This is a genomic window from Gimesia alba (assembly GCF_007744675.1).
GTDB classification, from domain to species: Bacteria; Planctomycetota; Planctomycetia; order Planctomycetales; family Planctomycetaceae; genus Gimesia; species Gimesia alba.
Map to the genome: position 1 here is coordinate 736,516 of NZ_CP036269.1, position 24,765 is coordinate 761,280.

Annotated in this window: 23 protein-coding genes; 10 read left to right on the forward strand and 13 right to left on the reverse strand. The window is 49.9% G+C overall.

Features of this window, described 5'->3' with window-relative positions:
- Window positions 1-113: 113 nt before the first annotated feature.
- Entirely contained in the window at window positions 114-617 is a 504-nt protein-coding gene (locus Pan241w_RS02790) for a hypothetical protein (protein ID WP_145210646.1), read from the forward strand.
- Between the two features lie 37 nt (window positions 618-654).
- On the opposite strand, the gene Pan241w_RS02795 is transcribed toward Pan241w_RS02790, so the two are convergent.
- The gene (locus tag Pan241w_RS02795; RefSeq protein WP_145210649.1) at window positions 655-1,500 is read right to left on the reverse strand and encodes a SirB1 family protein; all 846 of its coding nucleotides are present in this window, start codon (window positions 1,498-1,500) and stop codon (window positions 655-657) included.
- Between the two features lie 371 nt (window positions 1,501-1,871).
- On the opposite strand from Pan241w_RS02795, the gene tyrS reads away from it, so the two are divergent.
- The 3 genes from tyrS (at window position 1,872) to Pan241w_RS02810 (ending at window position 5,733) form a co-directional block, all read left to right on the forward strand.
- Window positions 1,872-3,095, forward strand: a complete 1,224-nt coding sequence (gene tyrS / locus Pan241w_RS02800) for a tyrosine--tRNA ligase (protein WP_145210651.1) — start codon at window positions 1,872-1,874, stop codon at window positions 3,093-3,095.
- 192 nt (window positions 3,096-3,287) lie between these two features.
- Window positions 3,288-4,373, forward strand: a complete 1,086-nt coding sequence (locus Pan241w_RS02805; protein WP_145210654.1) for a Gfo/Idh/MocA family protein — start codon at window positions 3,288-3,290, stop codon at window positions 4,371-4,373.
- A gap of 184 nt (window positions 4,374-4,557) precedes the next feature.
- Window positions 4,558-5,733: a TlpA family protein disulfide reductase gene (locus tag Pan241w_RS02810; protein ID WP_145210658.1), complete on the forward strand. Its 1,176-nt coding sequence runs from the start codon at window positions 4,558-4,560 to the stop codon at window positions 5,731-5,733.
- Window positions 5,734-5,754: 21 nt separating this feature from the next.
- Here the strand turns inward: Pan241w_RS02810 and Pan241w_RS02815 are convergent, their stop codons facing one another.
- On the reverse strand, window positions 5,755-6,390 hold the full coding sequence (locus Pan241w_RS02815; protein WP_145210661.1) for a CPBP family intramembrane glutamic endopeptidase: 636 nt from the start codon (window positions 6,388-6,390) through the stop codon (window positions 5,755-5,757).
- Between the two features lie 286 nt (window positions 6,391-6,676).
- Here Pan241w_RS02815 and Pan241w_RS02820 point away from each other — a divergent pair, with 286 nt between their 5' ends.
- The 4 genes from Pan241w_RS02820 to Pan241w_RS02835 are packed head-to-tail and all read left to right on the forward strand — an operon-like array spanning window position 6,677 to window position 11,563.
- A complete protein-coding gene (locus Pan241w_RS02820) occupies window positions 6,677-7,726 on the forward strand; it encodes a rod shape-determining protein (protein WP_145210664.1) in 1,050 nt (349 codons plus the stop codon).
- A 30-nt stretch (window positions 7,727-7,756) separates the two neighbouring features.
- Window positions 7,757-8,710: a rod shape-determining protein MreC gene (gene mreC, locus Pan241w_RS02825; RefSeq protein ID WP_198000290.1), complete on the forward strand. Its 954-nt coding sequence runs from the start codon at window positions 7,757-7,759 to the stop codon at window positions 8,708-8,710.
- A gap of 15 nt (window positions 8,711-8,725) precedes the next feature.
- A complete protein-coding gene (locus tag Pan241w_RS02830; RefSeq protein ID WP_145210669.1) occupies window positions 8,726-9,265 on the forward strand; it encodes a hypothetical protein in 540 nt (179 codons plus the stop codon).
- Between the two features lie 45 nt (window positions 9,266-9,310).
- Window positions 9,311-11,563 (forward strand): penicillin-binding transpeptidase domain-containing protein, encoded by a 2,253-nt coding sequence (locus Pan241w_RS02835; RefSeq protein WP_145210672.1) that lies wholly within the window; start codon window positions 9,311-9,313, stop codon window positions 11,561-11,563.
- Between the two features lie 11 nt (window positions 11,564-11,574).
- On the opposite strand, the gene Pan241w_RS02840 is transcribed toward Pan241w_RS02835, so the two are convergent.
- The 7 genes from Pan241w_RS02840 to Pan241w_RS02870 form a co-directional block, all read right to left on the reverse strand.
- Entirely contained in the window at window positions 11,575-13,251 is a 1,677-nt protein-coding gene (locus Pan241w_RS02840) for an alkaline phosphatase (protein WP_145210675.1), read from the reverse strand.
- Window positions 13,252-13,451: 200 nt separating this feature from the next.
- Window positions 13,452-14,318: an STM4011 family radical SAM protein gene (locus Pan241w_RS02845; protein WP_198000291.1), complete on the reverse strand. Its 867-nt coding sequence runs from the start codon at window positions 14,316-14,318 to the stop codon at window positions 13,452-13,454.
- Window positions 14,309-15,628 (reverse strand): STM4012 family radical SAM protein, encoded by a 1,320-nt coding sequence (locus Pan241w_RS02850; RefSeq protein ID WP_145210678.1) that lies wholly within the window; start codon window positions 15,626-15,628, stop codon window positions 14,309-14,311. Before Pan241w_RS02850 ends, Pan241w_RS02845 begins: the two co-directional genes overlap by 10 nt.
- A complete protein-coding gene (locus Pan241w_RS02855; RefSeq protein ID WP_145210681.1) occupies window positions 15,625-16,440 on the reverse strand; it encodes an STM4013/SEN3800 family hydrolase in 816 nt (271 codons plus the stop codon). Before Pan241w_RS02855 ends, Pan241w_RS02850 begins: the two co-directional genes overlap by 4 nt.
- Window positions 16,437-17,105 (reverse strand): HAD family hydrolase, encoded by a 669-nt coding sequence (locus tag Pan241w_RS02860; RefSeq protein ID WP_198000292.1) that lies wholly within the window; start codon window positions 17,103-17,105, stop codon window positions 16,437-16,439. The genes Pan241w_RS02855 and Pan241w_RS02860 overlap by 4 nt, the downstream gene beginning before the upstream one ends.
- A 55-nt stretch (window positions 17,106-17,160) precedes the next feature.
- A complete protein-coding gene (locus Pan241w_RS02865) occupies window positions 17,161-18,024 on the reverse strand; it encodes a DUF6745 domain-containing protein (RefSeq protein WP_145210686.1) in 864 nt (287 codons plus the stop codon).
- Between the two features lie 157 nt (window positions 18,025-18,181).
- Entirely contained in the window at window positions 18,182-18,541 is a 360-nt protein-coding gene (locus Pan241w_RS02870) for a hypothetical protein (protein ID WP_145210690.1), read from the reverse strand.
- Between the two features lie 116 nt (window positions 18,542-18,657).
- Between Pan241w_RS02870 and Pan241w_RS02875 the strand changes: the two genes are divergently transcribed.
- Both Pan241w_RS02875 and Pan241w_RS02880 read left to right on the forward strand, forming a co-directional pair.
- Entirely contained in the window at window positions 18,658-19,593 is a 936-nt protein-coding gene (locus Pan241w_RS02875; protein WP_198000293.1) for an STM4015 family protein, read from the forward strand.
- A gap of 19 nt (window positions 19,594-19,612) precedes the next feature.
- A complete protein-coding gene (locus Pan241w_RS02880) occupies window positions 19,613-20,797 on the forward strand; it encodes an STM4014 family protein (RefSeq protein ID WP_145210693.1) in 1,185 nt (394 codons plus the stop codon).
- Between the two features lie 68 nt (window positions 20,798-20,865).
- On the opposite strand, the gene Pan241w_RS02885 is transcribed toward Pan241w_RS02880, so the two are convergent.
- From Pan241w_RS02885 to Pan241w_RS02900, 4 genes are all read right to left on the reverse strand, one after another.
- Entirely contained in the window at window positions 20,866-21,285 is a 420-nt protein-coding gene (locus Pan241w_RS02885; protein ID WP_145210697.1) for a carboxypeptidase-like regulatory domain-containing protein, read from the reverse strand.
- 93 nt (window positions 21,286-21,378) lie between these two features.
- The gene (locus tag Pan241w_RS02890) at window positions 21,379-22,296 is read right to left on the reverse strand and encodes a DUF1559 domain-containing protein (protein WP_198000294.1); all 918 of its coding nucleotides are present in this window, start codon (window positions 22,294-22,296) and stop codon (window positions 21,379-21,381) included.
- 719 nt (window positions 22,297-23,015) lie between these two features.
- A complete protein-coding gene (locus Pan241w_RS02895; RefSeq protein WP_145210703.1) occupies window positions 23,016-23,471 on the reverse strand; it encodes a carboxypeptidase regulatory-like domain-containing protein in 456 nt (151 codons plus the stop codon).
- A 137-nt stretch (window positions 23,472-23,608) separates the two neighbouring features.
- On the reverse strand, window positions 23,609-24,586 hold the full coding sequence (locus Pan241w_RS02900) for a DUF1559 domain-containing protein (RefSeq protein WP_145210706.1): 978 nt from the start codon (window positions 24,584-24,586) through the stop codon (window positions 23,609-23,611).
- Window positions 24,587-24,765 lie beyond the last annotated feature (179 nt).

A 24,765-nucleotide genomic window follows, 5' to 3' on the forward strand; every position in this document is an offset into this window, starting at 1 on the left:
GCATCATTTCTTAAGTCAGCACTTTTCTGCAAAGAGGTTGGGAACTCATTTCATGAATTCCTGACAGCTTCGATCAGTTTTCTAGTTTAGTACGTTTATAAAGAGCAGGTTCAATGGGGCAAATCTTAAGTGCATGCGAGAGAGAAGTCACGTCGCGCGATTCAGAAGAGTTCAGGGCACCGGAGTTTAAGTTTGACAAACGCGAAGCGTTTTTACGCGAAACAAAAAAATTTCCCTGCCTGCGACGGATTCCCGAACTGAATAAACTGGCGGATACAATTGTCGCCAGTTGGTATCTGGAGCCCGCAACTATCAGCAGCCGTAAATGGCATCGGATTCCTCTGGAGCGTTCGATTGGTCTGGCGATGATCGATTCAAAAACGAAAAAACTGGAATCCGACATCGAGGTTGTGGAAGGCCGCAATCTATCGATCGAGGGGATTTCCTTTTCACACCTTTCCCCCATCTATTCACGTGAAGTTGCTGTGACCTTTGATTTGAATAAATCGGTGAAGGAGTTTCTCGTCGTCCGCCTGGCCTGGAGTCGCTTTTCTGAAAGTCAGACGTTTCAGAGCGGCGGCAAATTTCTATATCAGACAAAAATAAAGGTTGCGTAAGCAGTTTGTAAACTGGACTCAGGCGGTTTGCCCGATGTCAGTTCCATTTTGCCAGTTCTGCGTGAACTTTTTGCAGCATCAGTTTGATATCATCCTGTTCGGAAATCGGGCAGCTCTTCAGGCAGCTTTCAAGCAGTTCCACAGCAAGGCTCAGTTGTTTTGTTTTAAAGCTGAGCGCTGCCAGATCTTTTTTGTGTTTGTTCGACAGCGGGCTGAGTGCAAACAGGCGTCGCTGTACATTCCAGGCGCTCTGATAATCCTGGCGTTCTTCGTGAATGCGTTTGAGATTCATCAGCATGCGGACGATAATTTCCCGATGGCTGGCCGGCTTTAAGAGTCTGATGAGCTGGTTGTGGGGAAAATCTCCCAGTTCAGCCAACCGTTCGATACACTCCTGTTCGTTATAGATGGCTCCTTTGGCATAAGGATCAACAAATAACGGACCCGCATGTGTTTCGTAACGCACGAGGAATTGGATGGGCGCAGCGACTCCGTGAATCTCAATTCCCAGCTCTTTTCCGACTGCCATATAAATGAGCGAGAGTGCAATCGGCAGTCCCTGTTTGGTTTCAATCACGTGGTTTAAGTAGCTGCCTTCCGGCTGATGATAGCAGGCAGCGTTCCCCATGAGTCCGTGCTGTTTTGCCAGGCAGTCTACGAAATTTTGCACCAGTGTTCGATCATCGTTGGCCAGTGCGACACGACCGGAAAGTTCACAGGCCCGAGATCGAATCCAGATCAGAACGGGCTCAAATTGCAGGTCGGGCTGGTTATCGCGGGCCAGTTCGAGGGCGGCTTTGGTGAGGTCGATATAATTATCATGGTGCAGGAGTTTTGAAAATTCCTGATCCTGTTTGAATTGTAAAATATTTGAAATGTCCATTGAAAGACAGGCTTAGTTTTGAGATTGAGGGGGAGGGCGTGTCGGATATTCAATCAATCTGAGGCGCGTTTATGATACGATTCTTGTAACTGATTTAAAGGAGTTGTATCAATGTCATTCTTTCTGTGTACAGGGGAAATTTCCGGCATTTTGTAAAACCCACAAGATTGAGTCCGTTGATTCTCTCTGCCCGGTGTTTTGCTGCTGATCAAAGGCGGACCTGATTGGGAGAGGCATTCATTGGACAAATCGTTGTTAAATAACTGACCTCGATTCTGCTGCCTAGATTGACGCTCGTGGCATGAGTCGACAAAATGGGCGAAACCCCTTTTTCAGAACCATTTATATAAGAGAAGAGTCTGGTACGTTCAATGCAATTTTTGCCTGTGGAAGAGCAATTGGCTGTCATCCGTCGTGGTGTTGAGAAGATCGTTCCTGAACAGGAACTGGCGGAAAAATTAAAATGGAGTCGAGAGTCTGGAATCCCTCTGCGGGTGAAATACGGCATTGACCCAACAGGGATTGACCTCCATTTAGGACATACGGTTCCGATGCGGAAGATGCGTCAGTTTCAGGAACTGGGGCATCAGGCAGTGATTATTATCGGAAATTATACGGCACTCGTAGGAGATCCCAGTGGTCGGGATGAAACCCGGGCGCGTCTCACAGCCGAACAGGTGGAAGCGAATGCGGTCGATTATCTCAATCAGGTCGGGAAAGTGATTGATCTGGAGCAGGCCGAAGTCGTCCGGAACGGTGACTGGTTCAGCAAAATGAATTTTGCCGATATTCTGGAACTCTGCAGCAAAGTGACAGTGGCCCAGTTGCTGACGCGCGATGATTTTTCCAAGCGGTATCGTGAAGAAGCAGCCATTTATCTGCACGAATGTTTGTACCCGATTATGCAGGCCTGGGATTCTGTTGAAATTAAAGCAGACATTGAACTGGGGGGCACCGAGCAGCTCTACTCGTTTATGCTGGCCCGCGATTTGCAGAAAGATCAGGGATTGAAGCAGCAGGTGAGTGTGATGTCGCCGATTCTGGTGGGCACCGATGGTGTGCGGCGGATGGGCAAGAGCCTGGGGAATTACATTGGCATCAGCGAAGCGCCGTATGAAATGATGAAAAAGTTCATGCAGCTTTCCGATGATAGTATGCCGATGTTTTATGAACTGTTGACCGACTTTCCTCTTGAAGAAGTGAAGACCATTCTTCAAGGGCACCCCAAAGAAGCCAAGGTGCAACTGGCGAAAACGATTATCACCGAGTACCACGATGCTGCTGAAGCAGAAGAAGCGGCTCAGCGCTGGCAACGGGAGATCGGTTCGGGCGGGATGCCGGCAGAGATCCCCGTGGTCACACTATCCAAGTCAAAGCTGAACGAGGATGGGACCTTACCTGCTGCGAATTTGTTGAAAGAAGCCGGGTTGTGTACATCCACTAGCGAAGCCCGGCGTTCGATTCAACAAAAGGGTGCCAAGATGGGCGAAGAGAAAATACTGATCGATGCCCATGATCAGGCGATCGCGGTAGAGTCGGGGCTGTTGCTCTGGGTGGGCAGGAAACGGTTCTGTCAGGTCGAACTGGTAGATTAAGATTGTTTTGTGCGTAGCCTGGCCGGTTTCAGGGGCAAACAGGGGAAATGATTCGGCGCGCGTTGCAATCGCCGACAATACTTCGTAAAACGTTGGTTGAGCCACTTAATTAAGATACTTTATGTTCTCGGATCCCGTGTTTCACATGGGAGAGACAGTCACTTTTTTGACGTACTACAGAAAGCAACAGTTATGGCAACAGGTTTTGGAATTGTCGGCTGTGGCATGATTTCGAATTTTCATGCAAAGGCGCTCGAAGAGATTCGGGGCGCCAAGCTGGTCGCCTGCTTTGATCGATTTGCAGGATCGGCTGATAAATTTGCAGAAGCGAATGGTTGCACGCCCTATCATGATTTAGATGAGATGCTGGCAGACCCCGCTGTGGATGTCGTCAGCATCTGCACTCCCAGTGGAGCACATATGGACCCGGCGGTCGCCGCAGCCAAAGCGGGCAAGCACGTGGTCGTTGAAAAGCCGCTGGAAATAACACTGAAGCGTTGTGATGCGATCATCGACGCCTGCAAGAAAAATAAGGTTCAGCTGGCAACCATCATGCCGTCCCGCTTCGGAGCTGCGAATCAGGAATTGAAAAAAGCGATCGAGAAAGGTCGCTTCGGCAAACTGACACTTGGTGATACCTATGTCAAATGGTGGCGAACACAGGAATATTACGACAGCGGCGGATGGCGTGGTACCTGGCAACTGGATGGGGGTGGTGCGTATATGAATCAGGCGATTCATAATGTCGATCTCTTATACTGGTTCATGGGTGAAGTTGCCGACGTGAACGGGATGACCGGCACACTGGCTCATAAACGCATCGAAGTAGAAGATACGGGCGTTGCGACGATTCGCTTCAAAAATGGGGCGCTCGGCGTGATTGAAGCCACCACCAGCGTCTATCCCGGTCTGCTCAAGAAAACAGAAATCTCCGGTACGGAGGGAACTGTGATTATCGAGCAGGACGATGTTTTGCACTGGGAGTTCTCAAAAGAGAATGCCCGCGACAAGAAAATTCGCACGGATCTGGCGAAAAAGAGCGGCAATACCGGCGGTGCCAGCGATCCCTCAGCAATTTCCTATGCCGGTCATATGGAACAGTTGAAAGACTTTATCAAATCGATCAAAACAGGCAAGAAGCCTTTGGTTGACGGGAATGATGGTCGTAAGAGTGTGGAAATCATTCTGGCGATTTATCAGTCTTCCTGGACTGGAAAACAGGTTTCACTACCCTTGAAGCGAGATCCGAAAATTCCGAAGACTTCAAAGAAAAAGTAAAACTGAAACGGACGTTAAATTAATAAACAGGACGAGCTCTGCATGCTCGTCCTGTTTTTTTATGGGTTCTATTGTCCGGTACGAGTGGGATTTGTAAAAAAATTGATATGATAGACAAAAGTTGCTTGAATGACTGTCTGCAGAGAGGGTTTCAATACCAACGGGACATTTTTCGGAGAATGTGATGCGACTCGGATTCAACTATTTCATGTTGGTAACCACATTACTTTTTTCAGGCGTCGTATATGCAGACGATGAGAAAAAAGTGGCGAGTTCCGAAGTCAAACCGTTTCTCACGGTGCAACTGATCGACGAACAGGGCAAACCTGTTGCGGGCGCACAGACAGGGATGTTTTCCATTTTTAAAGGCTTTAATAACGAGCATGTCGCCGACTGGAATTTTGGGCATTTCGAGCTTAAATCAGATTCCAATGGAATGCTTCAATTTTTCGATCCAGACAAATATCGTGGTATGATCTATGCGCGCCATGCTGGGCGGAGACTCGTTGCCGTCAAACGCACGGATCTCATTCAGGACAAAAAGTCGCCACTGGTCCTGACGATGTATCCCGAATGTCATGTCACCTGGCAGATCGAATGTAGCCAACTGAAATCGAAAGGGAAAAAGCTCGGTCGGATTCAAGGGGTCAGTGCTTTCGAGAATCTGATGTGTCAATGGTGTAATGGGCCGGATTCGACACTTCATTTCTTCCTGCCGCCAGGAGCGTTTACCATCGTGGGCCACGGGGCGCATATTAGCCCGGTGGAAAAATCAATCGTGATCAAGCAGGGACAAACAGAATTCGATGCAGGAACGGTAGATGCTGATGCTAAAAAGTGGATTATGCTTGAAGGCAAGCCCGCTCCGGAAATAGTCAATGTCGTGGAATGGAAAAATGGCCCGCCTGTCAAGCTGTCGGAGTTACGCGGCAAAGTCGTTATTCTGGAGTTCTGGGGCTGGTGGTGTGGTCCTTGTGTTTACTCCGGGATTCCGGAACTCTTCAAATTACAAGACGAGTTTGCGAATGAAGATCTGGTGATCATCGGCATTCATACACCGTATGGGGAAGATGACGAGGTGACTTCGGTCAAAGCGATGAATGAGAAACTGACCAAGATTCAAAAGAATGTCTGGAAGGGGAGAGAAATTACGTTTCCGGTGGCCCTGACACGACTGCGAAAATTGCCTTACTCGCCCGGCGGAGAACCGGTTGCCAATTCGAAAATGAGCGTCGACTACGGCATTGACGGCTTTCCGAGTTCCATTGTGATCGATCGAAAGGGCAATGTTGTGGGTAAATTCAACCTGAAGGAAAAAGCAGGCCGCGAGAAACTGAGAAAGTTGCTGGAAGCAAAATAAGCGGCCACACTCGGTCTCGATCTAAACTTCAGGATGCGCGGCGATCACCTGCTGACGGTACAGGCGCATGATGGTGATAAAGCAGAGGAAGTCGTAGATGGTGTGCGTGGTGATCGGGATCAGCAGATTCTGGGGTGAGAAAAAGACGAGCAGCAGGCTCAGGTAAACGCCCATCAGCGTGGCGACGATCACGTACAGACGGGTGATGGAGTGGACAATTCCAAATAGCATGCTTGTGAAGACGATGGCAAAAACGACGCCGTATTGAGTTGCCCATGACTGTAGAACACCCCGAAACAGCATCTCTTCTCCCAGGCCGATAAAAATGCAGAGAATGAACAGTTCCAGAATCGAGCCATGTTCAATTCGCGGGCCGAGCTCATCCAGCAGGAACTGTTTGATCTTTTGAAATGCTGGAATGCGCGTGCGGACGGCAAACAGAAAAAACAGGAACATGGGCATCGCTGCAGCGACTCCGATGCCGAGATCGGGCCAGCTCCAGTTCAGATTTTGTAGCGGACTGACTCCCAGGACCCAGCCGACGCCAAAGGCAATGACGATAAAGGCAATCGAAAACAGGGAACCGCCCAGGATGAAGAATTGTTGTTCTTGCGCAGTGGTGTTTTCAATTTCTTCTTCATCGTCCGAATCATACATAGGGGGGCGGTTCACTCTCTTTTAATGGATTTTTCTCAATTATAGCATCGAATGGGGGGAATCCAAATCTGGCAAGACTAACCAGGGTTACCAAATCTTCCTGTTTTATCTGATGGGGGGCGGTTTCAAAACTGCATCTTGCAGAAACTCACCATCTCGAATACATTTTCCCAATCTTAACAGGATGTTTTGTGAATAGCAGGCTTCTCAGCGGTCGGTGTCTGAGATTGCCGCTGGTTTCTGTTTCCGCAGTTTACTCTTTTCCTTAAGAAGCGGTAGTGCAAGGATGCTGCACCGTTTACGTCAATGGCTCTGTCCTGACTTGGCGATCGATCTGGGAACGGCGAATACCATCGTCGCGATCCAGGGCGAGGGGATTGCGCTGGATGAACCCTCGGTGGTGGCCCTGCATAAGGGTAGCCGCAAGATTCTGGGAAAAGGAACCGCAGTCGGCAAACTGGCTAAGCAGATGCTGGGCCGCACGCCCGACAGCATCATCGCTGTCCGTCCTCTGAAAGAGGGTGTGATCACCGACTTTGAACTCTGCGAGTCGATGCTGCGTTATTTTATTCACAAAGCCCGCCATCATTCTCGCGGGCTGAGACCACGGGTCGTGATTGCCGTGCCGGGCAGTATTACGCCGGTTGAAAAACGGGCTGTGTTCAATAGTGCGGAACGCGCCGGTGCGGGCCGTGTGTACCTGATTGAAGAGTCGAAGGCGGCGGGGATTGGCGCCGGTTTACCGATTTCCGAACCGATGGCAAGTATGGTCTGCGACATTGGTGGCGGGACCAGTGAAGTCGCCATCATGAGTCTGGGCGATACCGTTGTCAGCAATTCGGTTCGGATTGGCGGCGATAAATGCGATGAAGCCATTGTGGAATATATGAAACAGCATTTCTCATTGCGGATGGGCGTGCAGACGGCAGAAGAACTCAAACTGGAACTGGGGAGTGCGTATCCGCTGGAACAGGAATTGACGGGCGAAGTCAAAGGCTTGGATATCATCAGCAGTATTCCCCGGAAAGCCATCGTGACCAGCGAAGAACTTCGCGATGCGTTGCATGGACCTTTGGAAGCGATCTTGAATTGCTGTAAGCAGACCATCGAACAATGTAAGCCGGAACTGGTGGCAGATCTGGCGGATAACGGAATGGTGCTCACGGGCGGCGGTGCTTTGCTGCGGGGGCTTGATTATTACATGACCGAGCAATTGGGAATTCCAGTGCGTGTGGATGAAGATCCGCTGCGGACTGTGGCGCGGGGAACTGCGATTTGCCTGGAACACTTGAGTCAATGGCGACACGCTTTCGACAATGGTGAAGGCGATTTTTAAAGGGACGGGCCGCAGTTTATGAAACGTGAGATGCGCTCATCGGAGATCAAGCTGGTATTACTAGCGATGCTGACCGGTATCGGCCTGTATGCGGTGCCGTCTGCCTATTCGAGCCGCGTCTACAGTCTGGTACGTGATGCTGCGAAACCGGGGCTGGTACTGGTTCAGCAGATCAAAGACTGGGAGTTACCGGCCACCAAAGTAACAGAGGACACGTCGCTCGCTCAACAACTCGAATCGAAATTGTCGAAAGCAGAGCAGGAAAATCGGCGGCTTGAGTTACAGACTCTGCAGTTATCCGAAGAACTGCAGCAGCTGAAGCAAACGGGGGCTCCCGACTACCAGACACAGGTGAGCGAACGTCTGCTGGTGCCGGATTTGATCTCTGCTCATATTTTGGGTGAGTCATCAATTGCCCTGTTAAGAGAAGGGCAACTACTGAATCAGGGGCAGGCGCAGGGAGTGCATGAATCTTCGTTCGTGCTGCAGTCCGATTTGCCGTTGATTGATCAGGGCGCCGAACAAGGAGTGAAAGCCGGCTATTCACTATATGCCGGGAAGGCGGTGATTGGAAAAATCAGCGAAGTCGGACGCTGGACGAGCAGTCTGATACCGATCACGTCGGTGAAGTATCGCGGATCGGCGCGGATTGCCCGCAAGACGGACCAGGGATTGCAATGGGGCACCGATGGAATTCTGGTGGGACTGGGGGAAGGAAGATGCCAGTTAATGCAGATTCCACCGACCGAATCGATTCAGGTGGGACAGGAAGTGTATACGGGCGAAGTCGATCGGGAACTGCCGCTGAATATGCAATCGACTTTGGGGCAACCGATGTATTACGGTCGCGTGATCGAAGCCGAACTTCCCCGAGGCGCTCCTTACTGGAAAATCATTGTTGAGCCGGCGGTCACACTTTCGGATGTCAAACAGGTGAGTGTACTCCGGCAGATTATCAATCCGCGGCGGATGCTGACGAACTGAGGAAGGAACGAACTCGTGAAATTATTCAGTTTATTGATCTTCGGTTATCTTATGCTGATCGCTCAGATCAGCTTTGTGCCCAATGGGGACGTTGCGGGGAGTCATCCCAACTTGCTGCTGCTGGTATTGTGCTTTGCTTTGTTCTGGTACCGTGATCCGCGGGTTTTTCTGTGGGCGATCGTGACAGGGCTCATCTGTGAGACTTTCGATGCAGCGATTCCGGGCACGGGCATTGTATTACTGACGGGGCTGATCTGGCTGGCGTACCGCATCCAGATTCATTTTCAGATCCGTTCACTGATCAGTCGCTTTGTCCTGATGGCGGCATTCGCATTTATCTTTGACAGTCTGTTTCAAATCCTAAATCGACTGGAAACGCAGGCCTTACCCGATCTGACTTTGTTGGCACAGCAGACAGTCGGAAATGCGCTCTATACTGCGGTGGCGGGACTTGCTCTTCTCATCTCGTTCAAACTCGTTCTGAGGTTGGTGCCCCTTGATTTTGAGCAGAATCTGCATCAGGGAACCGGCTATGAAAGTCGCTACTCCCACTGATTGTGTTTCCCTTCCAGATCTCCTTCAGAGTAACCTTTTATTCCCATGCGAAATCGGCCCGGCAATGATCATCTGAGTTCAGAAAACGATGCGAGAGGGCAGTCGTTTCAGGTGGATCGTCTGCCCGGCGTGCGGGTCTTTCTGCTGGGATTAATCCTGATTGCGCCGTTGTTGGCGGTGAGTGGGCGTCTGCTGTTTATCCAGATGATGAATGCAGAGCATTTTTATTCTCAGTTTGGTCGGACGACCGAATCGTTTGAAACGATTCCCAGTCGCGACGGGCGGATCGTGTCCCTTGATGGCCGCGTGTTGGCGATGGATGTCGAACGCTTCGATCTGCAGGCGCATTATCGCTGGCTCGAGGAACCGCCGAACAAACGCTGGCTAAAACAGCAGGCTTTGATGCTTCTGGAACCGGTTGATCGTCGCAAACAAGATCAGGTCGAAGCCGCCAAAGAACAGGTGTTAGCACGCCGTCAGCAATTGTGGGATGAGTTAGCACTGGTGATGCATTCGACCTCGGATGAGTTAGCAGAGTCTCGCCAGCAGATTCAACAACGGGTGGAAACGATCATTGAAAGTGTAAATCAGCGTGCGTTGAGCAAACAGACGGCATCGCAATCTGTGAGCACGTCTAGGGAACCTGAAACGGTCGATGCACAAGATCATCTGACAGAGTTCTGGAACCTTTTGAAAGAGACACTGACGCGGCCTCCTCGTCGTCCGCAACGCGACCGGATTGTGGTGCGCGAGGAACTTGATTATCACACGATTACATCAGGCATCCCACGCGAAATTGCGTTGGCCATTTCGGCACATCCGGAGCGGTTCCCGGGAATTAATATTCAAATTGCGACGTTACGTGAGTATCCGCAGAAGACGATCGCGCCGCATGAAATCGGCATTCGTCATCGCATTGATGAAAAGATGCTGGCTGCTCGTAAGCAACGGTTCCCGGAAGGAGATCCGCTCGATTACCGGGAGGGAGATCGGATCGGGAAGATGGGAGTCGAGCGAACATACGACCGTTATTTGCGTGGGCTGCGTGGGTTGAAGCGGGTGGTCAAAAACCGGCAGGGAGAGATTATTCGCACCGAGGTGATTCGTGAACCCAAGTCGGGCGATGATGTTGTACTGACTTTGAATACCCAGATTCAGGGGCAGACTCAAAAGTTGCTGGATCAGACTTTATCCGATTTACAACAGCCTGCGGATGAGAATACGGAGACTGCGCTCGATGTTTCCTCGGGCGGTTGTGTGGTGGTATTGGATGTGCGAACCGGTGCGATTGTTGCGACCGCGTCTGCGCCGCGCTACGATTTGAACTTGTTATTGAGTCCCTCGCCTGAAGAGTGGCAGGCTGTGCTGAATGATCCCAAACGTCCCTTGTTTCCGCGGGCGACACAGATGATGCTGCCTCCCGGGTCGACGTTTAAAACACTAACTTCAATCGCGCTACTGGAAAGCGGCAAAATTGATCCGGATGAATCTTATGCCTGTCGCGGTTATCTGGATCGACCTGATCGGCACCGCGATTATATTTATCGCCATTATGGTGTCGGGCATAATGATATCAATCTGACGCAGGCGTTATGTCAGTCCTGCAATGTGTATTTCTTTCAGGCCGCCCGCACAATGGGACCGGAAATGATTTGCCATTGGGCCAGTCAACTGGGCTTTGGCAAACCGACGGGCATCGACATTCCCGGCGAACGAGGCGGGCACCTGCCTGATCCTTCCACAAAAAAGAAAAAAGGAAGCGCTCCCTGGTATCCCGGCGATACATTGGGGATCGCCATCGGTCAGTCGCGTTTGACGGTGACTCCGTTACAGATCGCCCGCTTGATGGCGGTGGTCGCCAATGACGGAGAACTGATTGTGCCACATCTGGGGCACAGTATCGTGCCTTCCGCAGAATCCTCTACGACCACGCGACAGATGATTTCACATCCTCGTCGTTATGTGAGTGGCATTCATCCTGGCACACTGGAGCGGGTCCGCGAGGGGTTGATCAATGTGGTCGCCCACCCTCGGGGAACGGGTTATAAAACGGTGCGGATGAAAGAAATTACCATTGCCGGTAAGACGGGAACGGCGGAGACCGGTGGCGGGAAAAATGACCACGCCTGGTTTGCGGGTTTTGTACCTGCAGAGCGACCAAAGTATGCCTTTGCAGTTGTGATTGAACATGGCGGCTCGGGTAGCCGCGTAGCGGGGCCAGTGGCGCAAAAGCTGGTTCAGTTAATGCTGGATGCCGGCTTGCTGACTCCCACAGCCGGCAAACTGCAGGCAAACTGAGCCTCTCAGATCTATTGCTTTTCCTGTTTTGGAGGGATCAAGGCCTGAGGTTGATCGAGGTGCAGATAGTGGCCATGATCGGCGGTGAGAATGACGACGGTTTCGTCCCAGTTGCTGTTTTTCTCGACCCAGTCCGTAATCACCTTGAACGCGGCATCGCCACTTTTGACAGCTCCGATTGAGTTATCGAGATTGTTATCATGGTTAGCCCAGTCGACGTCGCCCGCTTCGACCAGCAGCCAGAAGCCTTGTTTATTTTGACTGAGCACTTGCAATGCGGAGTCGGTCATGTCTGCCAGTGTGGGGTTTTCCAGGCGATCTGCTGCGGAATAGACTTCCGCGCTGTTTTTTAACCCGACCGCGGGTTGGTAGTCACCGTTGGCGGTCTGGAACGGGAGATGGGCAGCATATTTTTCGACGCCATATACACCCAGCAGCCGGGTATGATTCTTGACGGCATTTTCTGTGGCCTGTTTCAGTCCCTCGCTGCCTTTGACCTTGGGAGTCCGCACGGCGACCGAATATTTGCCTCCATTTTTGACATCGGCTTTCTTCATCGTTTCTTCGGAAATGTATTTCCAGCCGGGTACGAAATTTTCCCCATGCGATTTTGCTCCCGATGGTTTTTCAATTGTGCCAAAGCCACCACCCAGAACGACGTCGAGACCTGGGAGCGGGTCTTCGGGATGCGAAATCGAAGTTTGCCCAACCAGATCGCGGGCCAGGTCCTGGTAGTCATTGCGGCTGACGTTATGAGCATAGGCGGCGGCCGGTGTGGCGTGCGTAATAGGAACGCTGGTGACAACGCCGACCGAATAGCCTTTTTGTTGTGCCTGATGGGCAATCGTCGTGACGGGGGCTCCCGTAGGGTCGACATTGATGGCATTGTTATAGGATTTGATTCCCGCTGTCATTGATGTGGCGGTATTCGCGGAATCGGGATAAGCGTGTTCGCCGTAATTGTTGCTCGCACTTCCAATCAGGTATTTTTTATCGTTACCGGGAGTCCAGGGGTTCGGGCCACCTTTTTGGGCGTTGTAGCCGCCACGAATTTTGCCTCCGGGGTTGGTCACGCTTTGCTGATTGACGTCGACGTTCGATCCCGCATTATGCGGTGCCGTTACCATAAAGCCAAACTGAGTTGTACCCGCGGCGGGATAATCCTGGAAATGGAATCCGGTGCCACGTCCGCCTTGGTAATTGTCTTTGCCGGTATAATACAGGGCGGCTGCTTTGGTGGTTTGCCAGTCCATCCCATCGAAGACAAACAGGATGATATTCTTCTTTCCTGCTTTGAGGGCTGCCTGCTGGATTTCATAGAGATTGGTTTGATCCAGGTAGTCGGCCTTGGGATTCACACTGTTTTCAGGCAGGAAACCGTAAATGGTTTCCAAAGCTTTTGCACTGCGATAAGGGCTGTTCTTACCGGTATAGGAATTCAGATCGATTCCGTTCGGCTTCCCTTTGGTACCGAAGGTATAGACGGGAATCAGACGTAATGAATGGTTTGACCACTGGGTATAGTTTTCAGGATCGAAGCCCCAATGTGCGACGGGGCTTTTCTTGTTCTGGATCGCGGCGGTCTGGATTTTGCGGATGTGGTCCTGGCTTGGTTTTTCTGCTGAAGCAGATGCAAGACTTGCCAGTATAATCAGCGCTAACAGGCTGGAAGAAACAGCGCAGTTCATTTGATCCTCTGTGTATTTTGTAACCAGTAAGTAACAGGAGGGAAACAGGAAGGTTAAACTCTATTATAGCCAGAGACGTCTGGGGTTTGTAAATAGCCCCGACGTGAAGCCTGCGTTAAGTTTTGAAGTTTAAAACGCCGTTTTTCGCCTGAAAATGCAGAATAGTGCTGCTTGATGCCTGAGAAGGAGGCAGAGCTGGTTCAGACTTGTCGATAGTGGAAGGGGATACGTTCCAGTATTCCTTCCTGGAAGACACTGTAAAGCTCCAAGTCATCCATGTGTACATATCCAATGTGGCAGCCACAAGTCTGGTTGGTGCAGGGGCTTTCTTGTAAATGGGATTCAAAATCAGACTCGTAAATATTTCCGATTGGCTCTTTCATAAAATGACAGCGGAATATGGTGCCGGTGCCATCTACAGAAATCACACTCGACCCGCAGCGACAACTGCGTCCCAGGCTCGAATGATATTGCGTGTTAAGTTGAAACAGGGGGTCAATGGTTTCGAATCGTTTCAATGTGTCATCGTTATATTTCTTGCCGGAACTTTTATAGGCGTTGACCCATAAATAGATATCTGGTGGGAGCTCTCGGCGTAATTGCTCGATTTCTTCCAGGTCTTCCGGGAGTCCGACTGTTCCGACGCTATGTGAGATTCCCCGTTGCGATAACTGTTGTGACTGAGACAGGAATTTTTTGCGTGTCGTCTGCGAGGGGTGATAAGTACACCAGAGGGCCAGCTTTTGTGCGTTTGCGTTTTCGATCCAATCCAGATTGTAAGACAGATTTGTTTGTGCCACGACTTTTTCAATCTGGTCCAGACTTGTTAAGTGACAGATGGCCTCCTGGTACCAGCGTCTGGTTAACGCTTCGCCCCACGGCGTAAAGAAAATCGAGAGCCGGTCCTGTTTGCGGGTTGAGATCCAGTCGCCGAACTTTTCGAGAGCCCGTCGATCGGTTTTCAACTCGGCTGCCGTTTCATGGACTTTGGCGAAGGGGCAGTAATGGCAATCGTAATTGCAACTGGATAAAGGCCCGCGATAGAGGATGCTGAGCTTCATAGACATTGAAAACTTTCGGTGCGTTGCTGAACGTTCTCAGAATAGAGCCAGGGACCAATTGTATCGGATCGTTCCATGCCCGCTGATGTCAAAGTGATGGAATCGGCGGTGATCGTCGCCAGATGGTGCCCGGGGAGTTCCTTCAGTTCCGGGAAGTGAATTAACACGTCTGCGCCGAATCGGTCTGAATAAAATTGCCGCGATAAGCCGTCAGTCTGCAATAGTGACAGAATGACGAAGCGTCTTTGTTGTTCCTCTCGATCCAGCTGGAATCCATATTCGGCAAAACCAAACGACTGGGGTTCCTTGTCCAGAAAATCGGCGATGATCGCAGCCACACTGCTGCGGCCGACCGCGTATTCGTTCGAGTAGTGAAACTCCGTGGTATAGGATCTGGCACCACAGCCCAACCCGAGCATCCCGTCAGTCTGGCATTGATACTGCACGTCAGTTTGTGAGTTGGAATGTTTGGCACGGAACATTCGCAAAGAAAGTTGTTCGTAACCTTGATTGAGTAAAAAGTCGCGACCTGCGCGGTAGAGTGTGAGCCGGTGGTCATCCCAGTCCTTTAACTTTCTTCCCAAACCTGTCAGAGGACGCACATAAAGCGGATAGAGATATAACTCCTGTGGCTGATAGTCCAAGGCCTGTTGTAGCGAATCGAGCCAGGAATCCACTGTCTGACCGTCGGCGCCGTAGATAAGATCGAGATTAAGCGTCGAGAATCCCGTGTTTTTGATGAGATCCAGTGCCTGATGGATTTCCTTCCGTTTTTGCGGGCGGCCCAGATTCCGCGTTTCCTGTTCGTAAAATGATTGAATCCCCATGCTCAATCGATCAATTCCAAAGTCCTTCAACAGTTGTACTTTTTCAGAGGTCAGTGTGGCGGGTGACGCTTCGATGCAAGCAGGGATGGCACCGGGTTGATAGTGCATTTCGCTGGTCAGAATCGCGAACAACTGATCCAGTTCATGGCGATTCAGCCAGGTGGGCGTGCCTCCGCCGATCGCCAGTTGGGAAAAGCGCGCCTGGGGAAGTTGCTTGCGAATCTGCTCTGCCTGGATTTGAAGTTGTTGCAGATACTGGTCGGCAAGATCGCCTTGCGGGTTTGAGAGTGTAAACAGATTACAAAAGCCGCAGCGGTACTCGCAAAAGGGCAGATGCACATACAGGGAGAGGGCATTCTGGTTTTCTGTTTCCCAGATCGTGCGAATCGAACGTGCCGCATCAAAAGGGCGGTAGGCAGATTTATGTGGGTACGAATAGCTGTATGAGACAAAGGGAGTGTCCTGCAGCATGCTTTGAAGCTGGTTCATTTCCGGTCCCCTCTCTGCGGCAAGAGGCATTCAAGATAAGGGACTTCCCAGACAACCGGGTGTGAAATGCGGTGGCCCCAGTAGCCCTCTTCACCGAAGGCAGTGCCATGATCGGAACAGATAATACAGAGCAGGGGCGCCCGTTTCTGCATCGCGGCGAACAGGGGAGGGAGTTGCGAATCCGCATAAGCCAGCGCGGCGGCTTGCGTTTCGGTAGAATCTTCTGTCGCATCCTCGGTGAAAATACAGCTCGGTTGATGTGTGGCGGAAATGTTCAGAAACAAGAACAGACGTTGTTCGGATGATTGCTGCTGCAGCGTGTCCAGAATACAGTCGATCTGGTGTTTTGTGGAAAAACGATTGGTAACGCTAAACGTTTCATGCCAATGACTTTCCTGAAACAGATCTGGCAATGTGTTTCCTAAAGGGCTTTGCTGATTGAAAAAGCCGACACCGCCGATGCAGAGAGTGTGATAATTGTGTTGGGCAAACCCGGCGACGATATTGGGAGCCTGGAACAGACATGTTTCCTCTGTGGTTGTTTCACTGCCGGGGAACTCGACACCAAACAGGCGTGGATGTCGCCCCGGCTCTATGGGAGTGGGCAGGAAGCCTGCAAAAAACGCCTGATGAGCGGCGTAAGTGAAGTTCCCGGGCGTGTGTCGTTTCTCCCAACCCGTTTTCGGGAGCAGGCTTTCCAGATGAGGCGTTAAGCCGTTCTGGAGTGCAGTCACCGCAACATCGTAGCGCAACGAATCAAGCGTGATGAACAGGATATCGTGCGTTCCAAGGCAGGTGCGGGCATTAATCATGGTAATAAAGATCGGAGGGAATGAACGGATGGAATCTGGTAATGTGGCTGCGGTAACTCAACGGGGAATTCTCGATTCAGGGAGATCCAACAGGCTTGCATACCGGAATCGATGGCACCGACTATATCTGCCTGAGGATGATCTCCAATATAGAGTGCCTGCTTGCTGGGAACTGAAAGAGATTGTAATGCCAGCTGGAATAATTGCGGGTCTGGTTTCTCAAATTCTGTCTCTCCCGAGATGAAAATATGATCGATGTGTTGATCGATGTGCGATGCCTTGAGCTTGGCGCGTTGAACTTTTACAGATCCGTTTGTGACGACCGCCAGGGCATACCGTTGTTGTAACTGGTTGAGTAGTGTAAGGCAATTCGGTTCGGGCTGAATATATTGCGGCATGTTTTCAGCAAAATCGTTCCAGAGTTCTTGCGAGGTCCAATGCGGGAAATGGTGATCGGCGAGCCACTGAAAAAAAACGAGGCGTTCAGAATAGCCAAGCTGATCATGTTCTTTGATTTCCTGAAGTGTCTGTTGGGAAGCGCGAGGGGAGAGGTGTGGTGCCGCACGCTGTAGAAGGCTGCAAAAGTAGCCGTGCACGGCGGTAGAACGATCGATGAGCGTGTTATCAAGATCGAACAGAATGGCATTCAAATTTGCATTGATCATTTTGGCAGAGGTGCTGATAAGACTTATTGAAAGAGAGCCCCGGTTACCAGAGAGTTCAAGTCTCAACCAGCGGGTGATAGTCGTCCGGGTCATCAAAACCGGCCGTCCAGGCGATGGCTTGAGCACAGGTTTTCATATCGGGGGGGACACGTATGATATAGCGTCTGTCTGTGGAGGGACAGTTCACAGAGACGCAGACAAGGTCTTCGTCTCCTTCTAATGGGACTTTCAATAATTCCCGTTTCCCACCCGGGTCCTGGTCGGTATCCAGAACCTCTGCTTCGACCGATTTAAAGAAGCGATCGAAGCCAACCCGTTCAAGCATGACTCGTCTAAGTTCAGAGTTGGGTTCGCTGAGAATTTCTTCGCTCATAATTTCTTCTGGATGAAAAGCAATGCGCTGATTGATGGGAACACCCCGCCAGCGTAGTTGTGATTCATCAATTGACTCTGGTAGTTCGGTAATCCCAGTGTGGGCGATGTCAATCCAGGAGGAAATCTGCAATTGTTCCGGAAGCGATGTCAGAGACGTACAGCCGCTGATGTCCAATTGTGAAATGCGAGTCAACCAGTCGGGAAGCGCTTTCAGGTTTGTGCAATTTCGGGCGATGAGATTTCCAAAGCGGATTCTGCCTTGTTGAGGCCATGCTGTTAATTGAGGGCAATCGCTGATATTTAGAAAACAGACATCCAGATTTTCAGGAAGTTGTGTGAGTCCTGTGCAGCCGGCAAGGATGAGGGTTCCTGTTTTCAAACCATCGGGAAGTGTTTTCAGTTTTCGGCAGCCATCCAGGTTGATTCGATACTCCACTTGGATGTCATCCGGGAGATGAGTGACCTCACTACCAGGGATTTCAAGTTCGTAGCATTTCATACCTGCTGATAGTTGATCTTTGTTATTTAGCGTGGTTGAATTCATATCACAGATGTCCGTTTTGAAGATTTGAATTGCAGGGCCCCCGGTAGAAACATTTTTGTGTGAAATGTCTCATGTGGTGTCATCAGCGATGGATGCTGATAAAAACAGAATACGGGTATTCTCCGTTTCGGTTTTCTGTATTGCTTTTGGTCGTGAGCTAATCGATGACTCTGCGAATTGCTTCGGGAGAATATTCACGTTGAATCCAGACGCGATACTTGCCTTGAGGTAATTCGATGGCCGCGTGTTCCTGATGAATGAGCGTGGCACTTTCCGCGGTCACTTCCAGGTAGCGATCGCCGTCGTCTTGATCACTTTCGAATAACTCTGCCACATCGCGCTCTTGAATGCGATGCATGTGCCCGGTCAGTTCGCCTTCTGCCAGAATGCAGTGTGGGAGCTTTTTTAATTTTGGTGGAATCTTTGAGACGGCTGCGATCAAAACATCTCCATGTCGCCACAGGGGAACATGCTTCCGGGGGAGTATCTTTTTGAGGCTGGAATTGAATTTCGTCATGATCATTCACTTTGTTAAGGTTCTCGATTCACGTTGGATTGCAAAACGACACTGTTCTATTGTATAAGGATGCGGGAGAAGGTCAATTCATAGTCAGCATTCAGGAGTATTTCATTGTGATCGGCGAACATGCGAACGAGTTTGGAGGGTTGCCTGTTGAAGAGTTTGATCTTAAAGCAGGCGTACAAAATGCCTCAGGAATTGCTTATCGACTGACATTGGGGTACGAGAGAGAAGAAGAGGGCGTCGAATTTTCTTCGTTGCTGGAGAAGTTCTTGAGCTCTCCACAGGTCGGCGAGGCCCGGGCACTCATTATTGGTTGCTGGGATTCTGCCTTTGAAGGGGGTGGTTCTGAAAGTTGTGTTGAGCAACTGGTGGCTGCCAGCGAAAAACTTTCCGGTTTGAGACATCTTTTTCTGGGTGATATAACTTATGAAGAGAGTGAAATCTCCTGGATTGTGCAAACGGATCTTTCTGCTTTGTTTGATGCCTTTCCGCAATTAGAGGAACTGCGGGTGCGTGGTGCCAATGGTCTGAGCTTGGGGCGTGCCGATCATCCGCATTTAAAAAAACTGATTATTGAATCCGGAGGTTTAGGAGCGGATGTGGTTCGTGAAGTGACTGCGGCACAATTTCCGGCACTGGAGCATCTGGAGCTTTGGCTGGGTACAGAGAACTATGGAGGGGATGCTTCGATTGCGGATGTCGAGCCCATACTGACTGGAGTGTTGTTTCCGAACTTAAAATATCTGGGATTGCGTGACAGCGAATTTGCAGACGAGATTGCCAAAGCGATCGCCGTTTCTCCCATTCTCGATCAACTCGAAGTTTTGGATCTTTCTCTGGGGACGCTCGGTGATGAGGGAGCACAAGCATTATTAAACAGTAAACGGCTGAATCATCTGAAAAAGCTGGATCTGCACTATCACTTCCTGAGTGAGGAAATGTGTAAGCAGTTTAAGAGTCTGGGGATTGAAGTCGATCTCGATGATCAACAGGAGCCGGATGTGTACGATGGTGTTGAAGAACGTTATTGTGCCGTTACGGAATAAACGAATTTGAGATACTCGCATGGCAGATCGATTACCGCGCGTTTCCCTCGGTCAAGTTGTCCTGATTGGGAATCCTGAAAACCGGCGCGTTCAGTTCTTTCAAGAGGCGTTACAGCATTTTGGGCAATCACCGGCGACGGTGATTGCTTACTGCCGGCTACTACAGGACCCTTCCCAATTGGGTGATGTACTGAAGCCGGGCACGATTCTCAGAATTGAATCGCCGGGAGAGAACTTCGACGTTGAAAAACAAATATTGTGCCGGGGAGCAGCTGAAGCCGAAGAAGAAGGGGCTCCCTTTCTACCCGTTGAGCAAGTAGGACAACTTTTTTTTGATCGGGGGCTGATCATTCACCCACGGCAGTGGTATCTGGGATTTCGTTCTTTGATGCGTGAAGTCAAACAGCAGCTTGCTGCAGTCGACGATGTTTTCTGTATGAATTCTCCCGCGGATCTGATCGAGTTTTTCGATAAAACCGAATGTCATGCAACATGTGAGGCTGCAGGATATCCTGTCGCTGAATCATTCAATCCGATAAGCTCCTTTGAGGAATTGATGGAGACGATGCAGCAGCAGAACTGCCAGCGCGTCTTTCTCAAACTGGCTCACGGTTCTTCTGCTTCGGGTGTGGTTGCCTTTTCTCATCATTCAAACCGAACAGAAGTAGTTACGTCGGCAGAACTGGTGCGGGAGAAGGGGGGCGATCAGCTCTATAATTCTTTAAAACTTCGCCGGTATACTGATCTGGATGAAATCCAGGTGTTGATTGATTTACTCTGCCGAGAGCGTGTGCATGTTGAGAAATGGTTGCCGAAGGCTTCACTGAAACGGGGGACTACGTTTGATTTGCGCGTGGTGGTGATCAATGGTCGTGCGCGGCATTTTGTGGTCAGAGAAAGTCGCAGCCCGCTGACCAATCTCCATTTGGGAAACCGGCGCGGGGACGGCAACCAGTTGATTCAATCAATGGGTGAATCGAACTGGTCTGACACGTTGAATCTCTGCGAACAGGTAGCGGGCCTTTATCCAGAGAGTTTTCAGATAGGCGTTGATTTACTGTTAACCCCCGGGTTTCGACAACGTTTTATTCTGGAACTGAATGCGTTTGGTGATTTGTTACCTGAAGTCCGTTTTGAAGGCCGGGATACCTATCAGTCTGAAGTCTGGTCATTACTGCGCAATGCGAGCCAATACATTCCATAAAAAAATCCCGACTCAACGACATACGTTGGTCAGGATTGATACAAGCGGAAAATGAGAAAATAGCAGACTTAATTCAGTTTGAAGTCGATGACATTTTCTCCCGAGTCCTGGACTTCTGCAGAGAGTCCCGATTTCTTGGGATCCCCATAACTGGCAGGGATCATTGGTTTTGCCTGCTCAGCTTTTGCTTCTTCCGTTCCCGGCATGGGAATTTCGCCCCCTGACGTAATCGTCACGGTGTGCGATCCCGGGATGGCTCCTGTTGCTTTCCCTGTTTTGAGCGAGTATTTTCCTGAAGCATCTGTTGAGCCAACCGCTGACGGACCTGATTTCGGAATGAACACGACGTTGGCGTCAGAGACAGGATTGCCTTTCATTGTCACGGTTCCGGTCACTACAACCGTCTGGGGAGCGTCGTCAGGCCCCCCTCCACAACCGGAAATGAGTACCGTGATCAGAGGTAGCAGTAACAAACTATAATTTCGCATGTCAGACCCTTATGAAAAATGCAGCCTGCTTCAATTGAACCAAACAGGCTGCATCGAATTAAAAATCATATCAAATCGTAATCTGTGATGAGACTAAAATTCGCCAATCGTTTCCCCACCTTGGATAGAAGCTAGGGCACGATAGGTTCCCAAGTCGATATTTTCACTCACGAAGCGAACGGCTCCGTCACCCATTAAGAAGTGGGCTCCCCCTTCGTGCTGACTGGCGAACGAATAATTTTGTGGCCAGTCTCCGGCAGAATAGGTGTTGTTAATATAGTGATTCAGAGGGACCGCACAGTTGGCAGTTGAACCATTGAACCACCACCACCAGTTGTGCGTACACTCTCTGGGAAGTGCTTCTCCTGCAGCGAACGTCGTACTCAGTCCATCGGTCACATCACGAATCCTGGTCACGTTGACTTTGCTTGAACCATTGCGGCACATAAAGCCATTTCCCCAGTCAAGGCCATTGGTATTACCAGCGTTACGGCCTTTCGAATCTGAATGGATAAATGATCCCCAGGCCCAGTTATTTCCTGAGACCAGTTTGTAACTGGTGACCGCTCTTTCATCCCCCACATTTGCACGGCCTCCTAAGATACCGCTATCCGTACCAGGATCAGACGGGCAGAGCATGACTGTGAGGATGTTTCTGGAAACTGTGGTATTGGCAGGGTCAGATAGACGTTGTCCCTGGTTAATCTGGTTATAGAGGTTTGCCTGATCGATAAAGGGTAAGATGTAGCAAATCCAGCTCATGCCACGTTGTGTGTTGTTATAGCCGCCATCCAGCGTGTGCTTGTAGCTCATCGGGAACATTTTGTGAGTTTCATGGTAATTGTGGAGGGCCAGCCCGATCTGTTTCATGTTGTTTTTACAGGTACTTCGGCGGGCTGCCTCACGGGCCTGTTGTACTGCGGGTAGGAGCAGGGCGATTAATATTGCGATGATGGCGATCACCACAAGTAGTTCAATTAACGTAAAAGCGCGTCTCGAAAATTGACTCATTGGCACGTTTCTCTCCTCGGTCATGAAAATTAAATTAAGGACAAAAAGCGACGAAAGCTCATCATTGAAATGACAAACAGTCTGCTGATAGGCAAGCAATCTGAATTAGAAAATGAAAGGATTTATCTTCGGATACGGAGCAAAAACTCCTTTAGATCAGAATATTTAATTATGTGCATTTATTGATGTTTTATTCAAGTCTACAGTGGTTTGAATTGTTCCGCTATCAAATTTAGTTGATAAATAAAGAGTTTGGGGAATTCATTATTTTTCTCTGTGCTCAGTTGACTTTCATCATTTGTCTGTTCATTCAAGAGATCAATACCAAGTGAGCAAGTTCTGGGTGCGACCAGTCTGAAACCTCCCGGTTATGACAGGGGGCAGAAAGCTGTCAGGCGCATCTTGATAGAAGAATGAGTCGCGGTCAGGCTTACAACAGTTGGTGGACTCGACAGGTGATCCGGGCCATGAGCGCATGAAGTCTGCAGCGAGAATCGGATTTCGAAAATTATTCGAAAGAGAGGAAAGCTGTAAAGACTATTTAGATGATTTGTGAGAAAGAGCAGGAGTTGCTTCAGTTCAATTACCAGGAATGGGATCGAGATGAGATAAATGAGCCGCCTCACTTCGTTTAAGCGAGTTGCTACGTAAGTAGCAGGGATGGTTTATCTTCTTCTGCCGAATCCCTTCCTGGTGATTGAGGTTGGAACAGGGGGAGTTTATTTCATATCCAGGTCGAACGTGTTTTCGCCTGCATTGACTGTGAAGAGCACACCGCTCGATTCAGGATTCCGGTATTTTTTGGGAATTTCGGGCCATTCTTTTTCGGGAAGCTCTTTGCCTTCATTGACTGCTTGTGCCTCTTCTGGTGTCAATTCAACAGTCGGCGGCGTAATGCCAATTTGATATTTGCCAGTCAGAACTGCAGGCTCACGGCGCATCCGAAGTGCGTATGATCCATCAGCGGCGATTGCACTTGAGGCAGTGATTCCTTTGTCTTTGTGCAGGAAGACAATGGATGTGCCTTCAGGGACAGGTTTTCCATTGAACGTGACTTTTCCGGTTACCGTTCCCGTTTCTCCCTTGGGTAGATTGCTTCCACCACCACAGCCAACAAGACAAATGACTGCTACGATCAGGCCACTCATGAAAACCTGTTTTGGTTGATTCATCATGAATAAATTGTGCATTTCTTCCCTTATCTTTTCGGTGTATGTAGACCATTGCGGTTTGAATGAGAAATCAAAGAAGTGAATCATTACGCATGAAAAAATTGCAGGCGGACATCGACTGCCCGCCTGCAAGCTCAAGATTAGAATTCGCCGAGTGGCTGTCCGTCGTCACGCGTTGCTAAACGTCGTAACGTCTGCATATCGATATTTTCACTGAGGAATCGGACAGAGCCATCACCCAGCAATGCATGCACGCCGCCGACATGCGGAGAATAGATGCCGTTGTTGGGGCCATCGTTATTTCCGGTCCCTGGCAGACTGTTATCAAGGGTGTTGGGGGGATAACGAATTGTTGTCAGATTGAAGGTTCGGTTTTGTCCGGTCTCACCGCCATCGGCTGTACCCATCATCCAGCCATGGTTACTGTTGACCTGCACTGGGTTATCAGAAGCATCGCGGAAGAAATTAGAGCATTCACTAACCACGATGACGTTTGTGGTTCCATCAATAATATCTTTGATCGAAATACATTTATTTTGGAGCAAGACCCCGCCGCGTGCTTTAATGCCCCCTGCCGTCACGGAAGTGCAACATCCGGTATAAGCGTATTCGTTGTGAATCGATGCATTGGTGAATCCGTTACCGTTTGTAGCGCCTGAAATTCCCACATAATGTGGACGGAGTGTCCAGCCGCCGCCTGTGCTGTGTGTGAACGTTGTCATGGGACTGGAAGGACAGACCATCAGAGGAACTGTAACGCGGTTTGCAACGGCTCCATTGCCAACATATCCGGAGTGGTTCACTTCCAGATTTAATTTGTTATAGAGTGGTGCCTGGTCCATGTAAGGCAAAATGCCAACCCACCAGGATGGCCCCCAGCCGCCCGGCTGATCTCGTCTTGCACCAAGAGGAAAGCACTTAAAGTTATCGTGATAGTTGTGATGTGCGAGACCGATTTGCTTGAGGTTATTCTTACAATTCGATCGTCGAGCCGCTTCGCGTGCCTGTTGAACGGCGGGTAGAAGTAGAGCAATCAAGATCGCGATGATCGCGATCACTACGAGTAACTCAATCAGAGTAAAACCGCTTTTTCGTACCGAGCGCTGGAATGATTTCATGAACCTTCTCCTAAAGAATTATATATTATATATCGCCTGATTTTGGATTAGAACACCTTTCAGGAAACTTAAACTTCGCTTTATGTAGTGGAGAAATTGTAAGAATATTGCTTAGTTGAATTAGCATTAGAGATGACTGCTGAACTGTCTCTACCTAACACGCTATCATAAAATGCGCG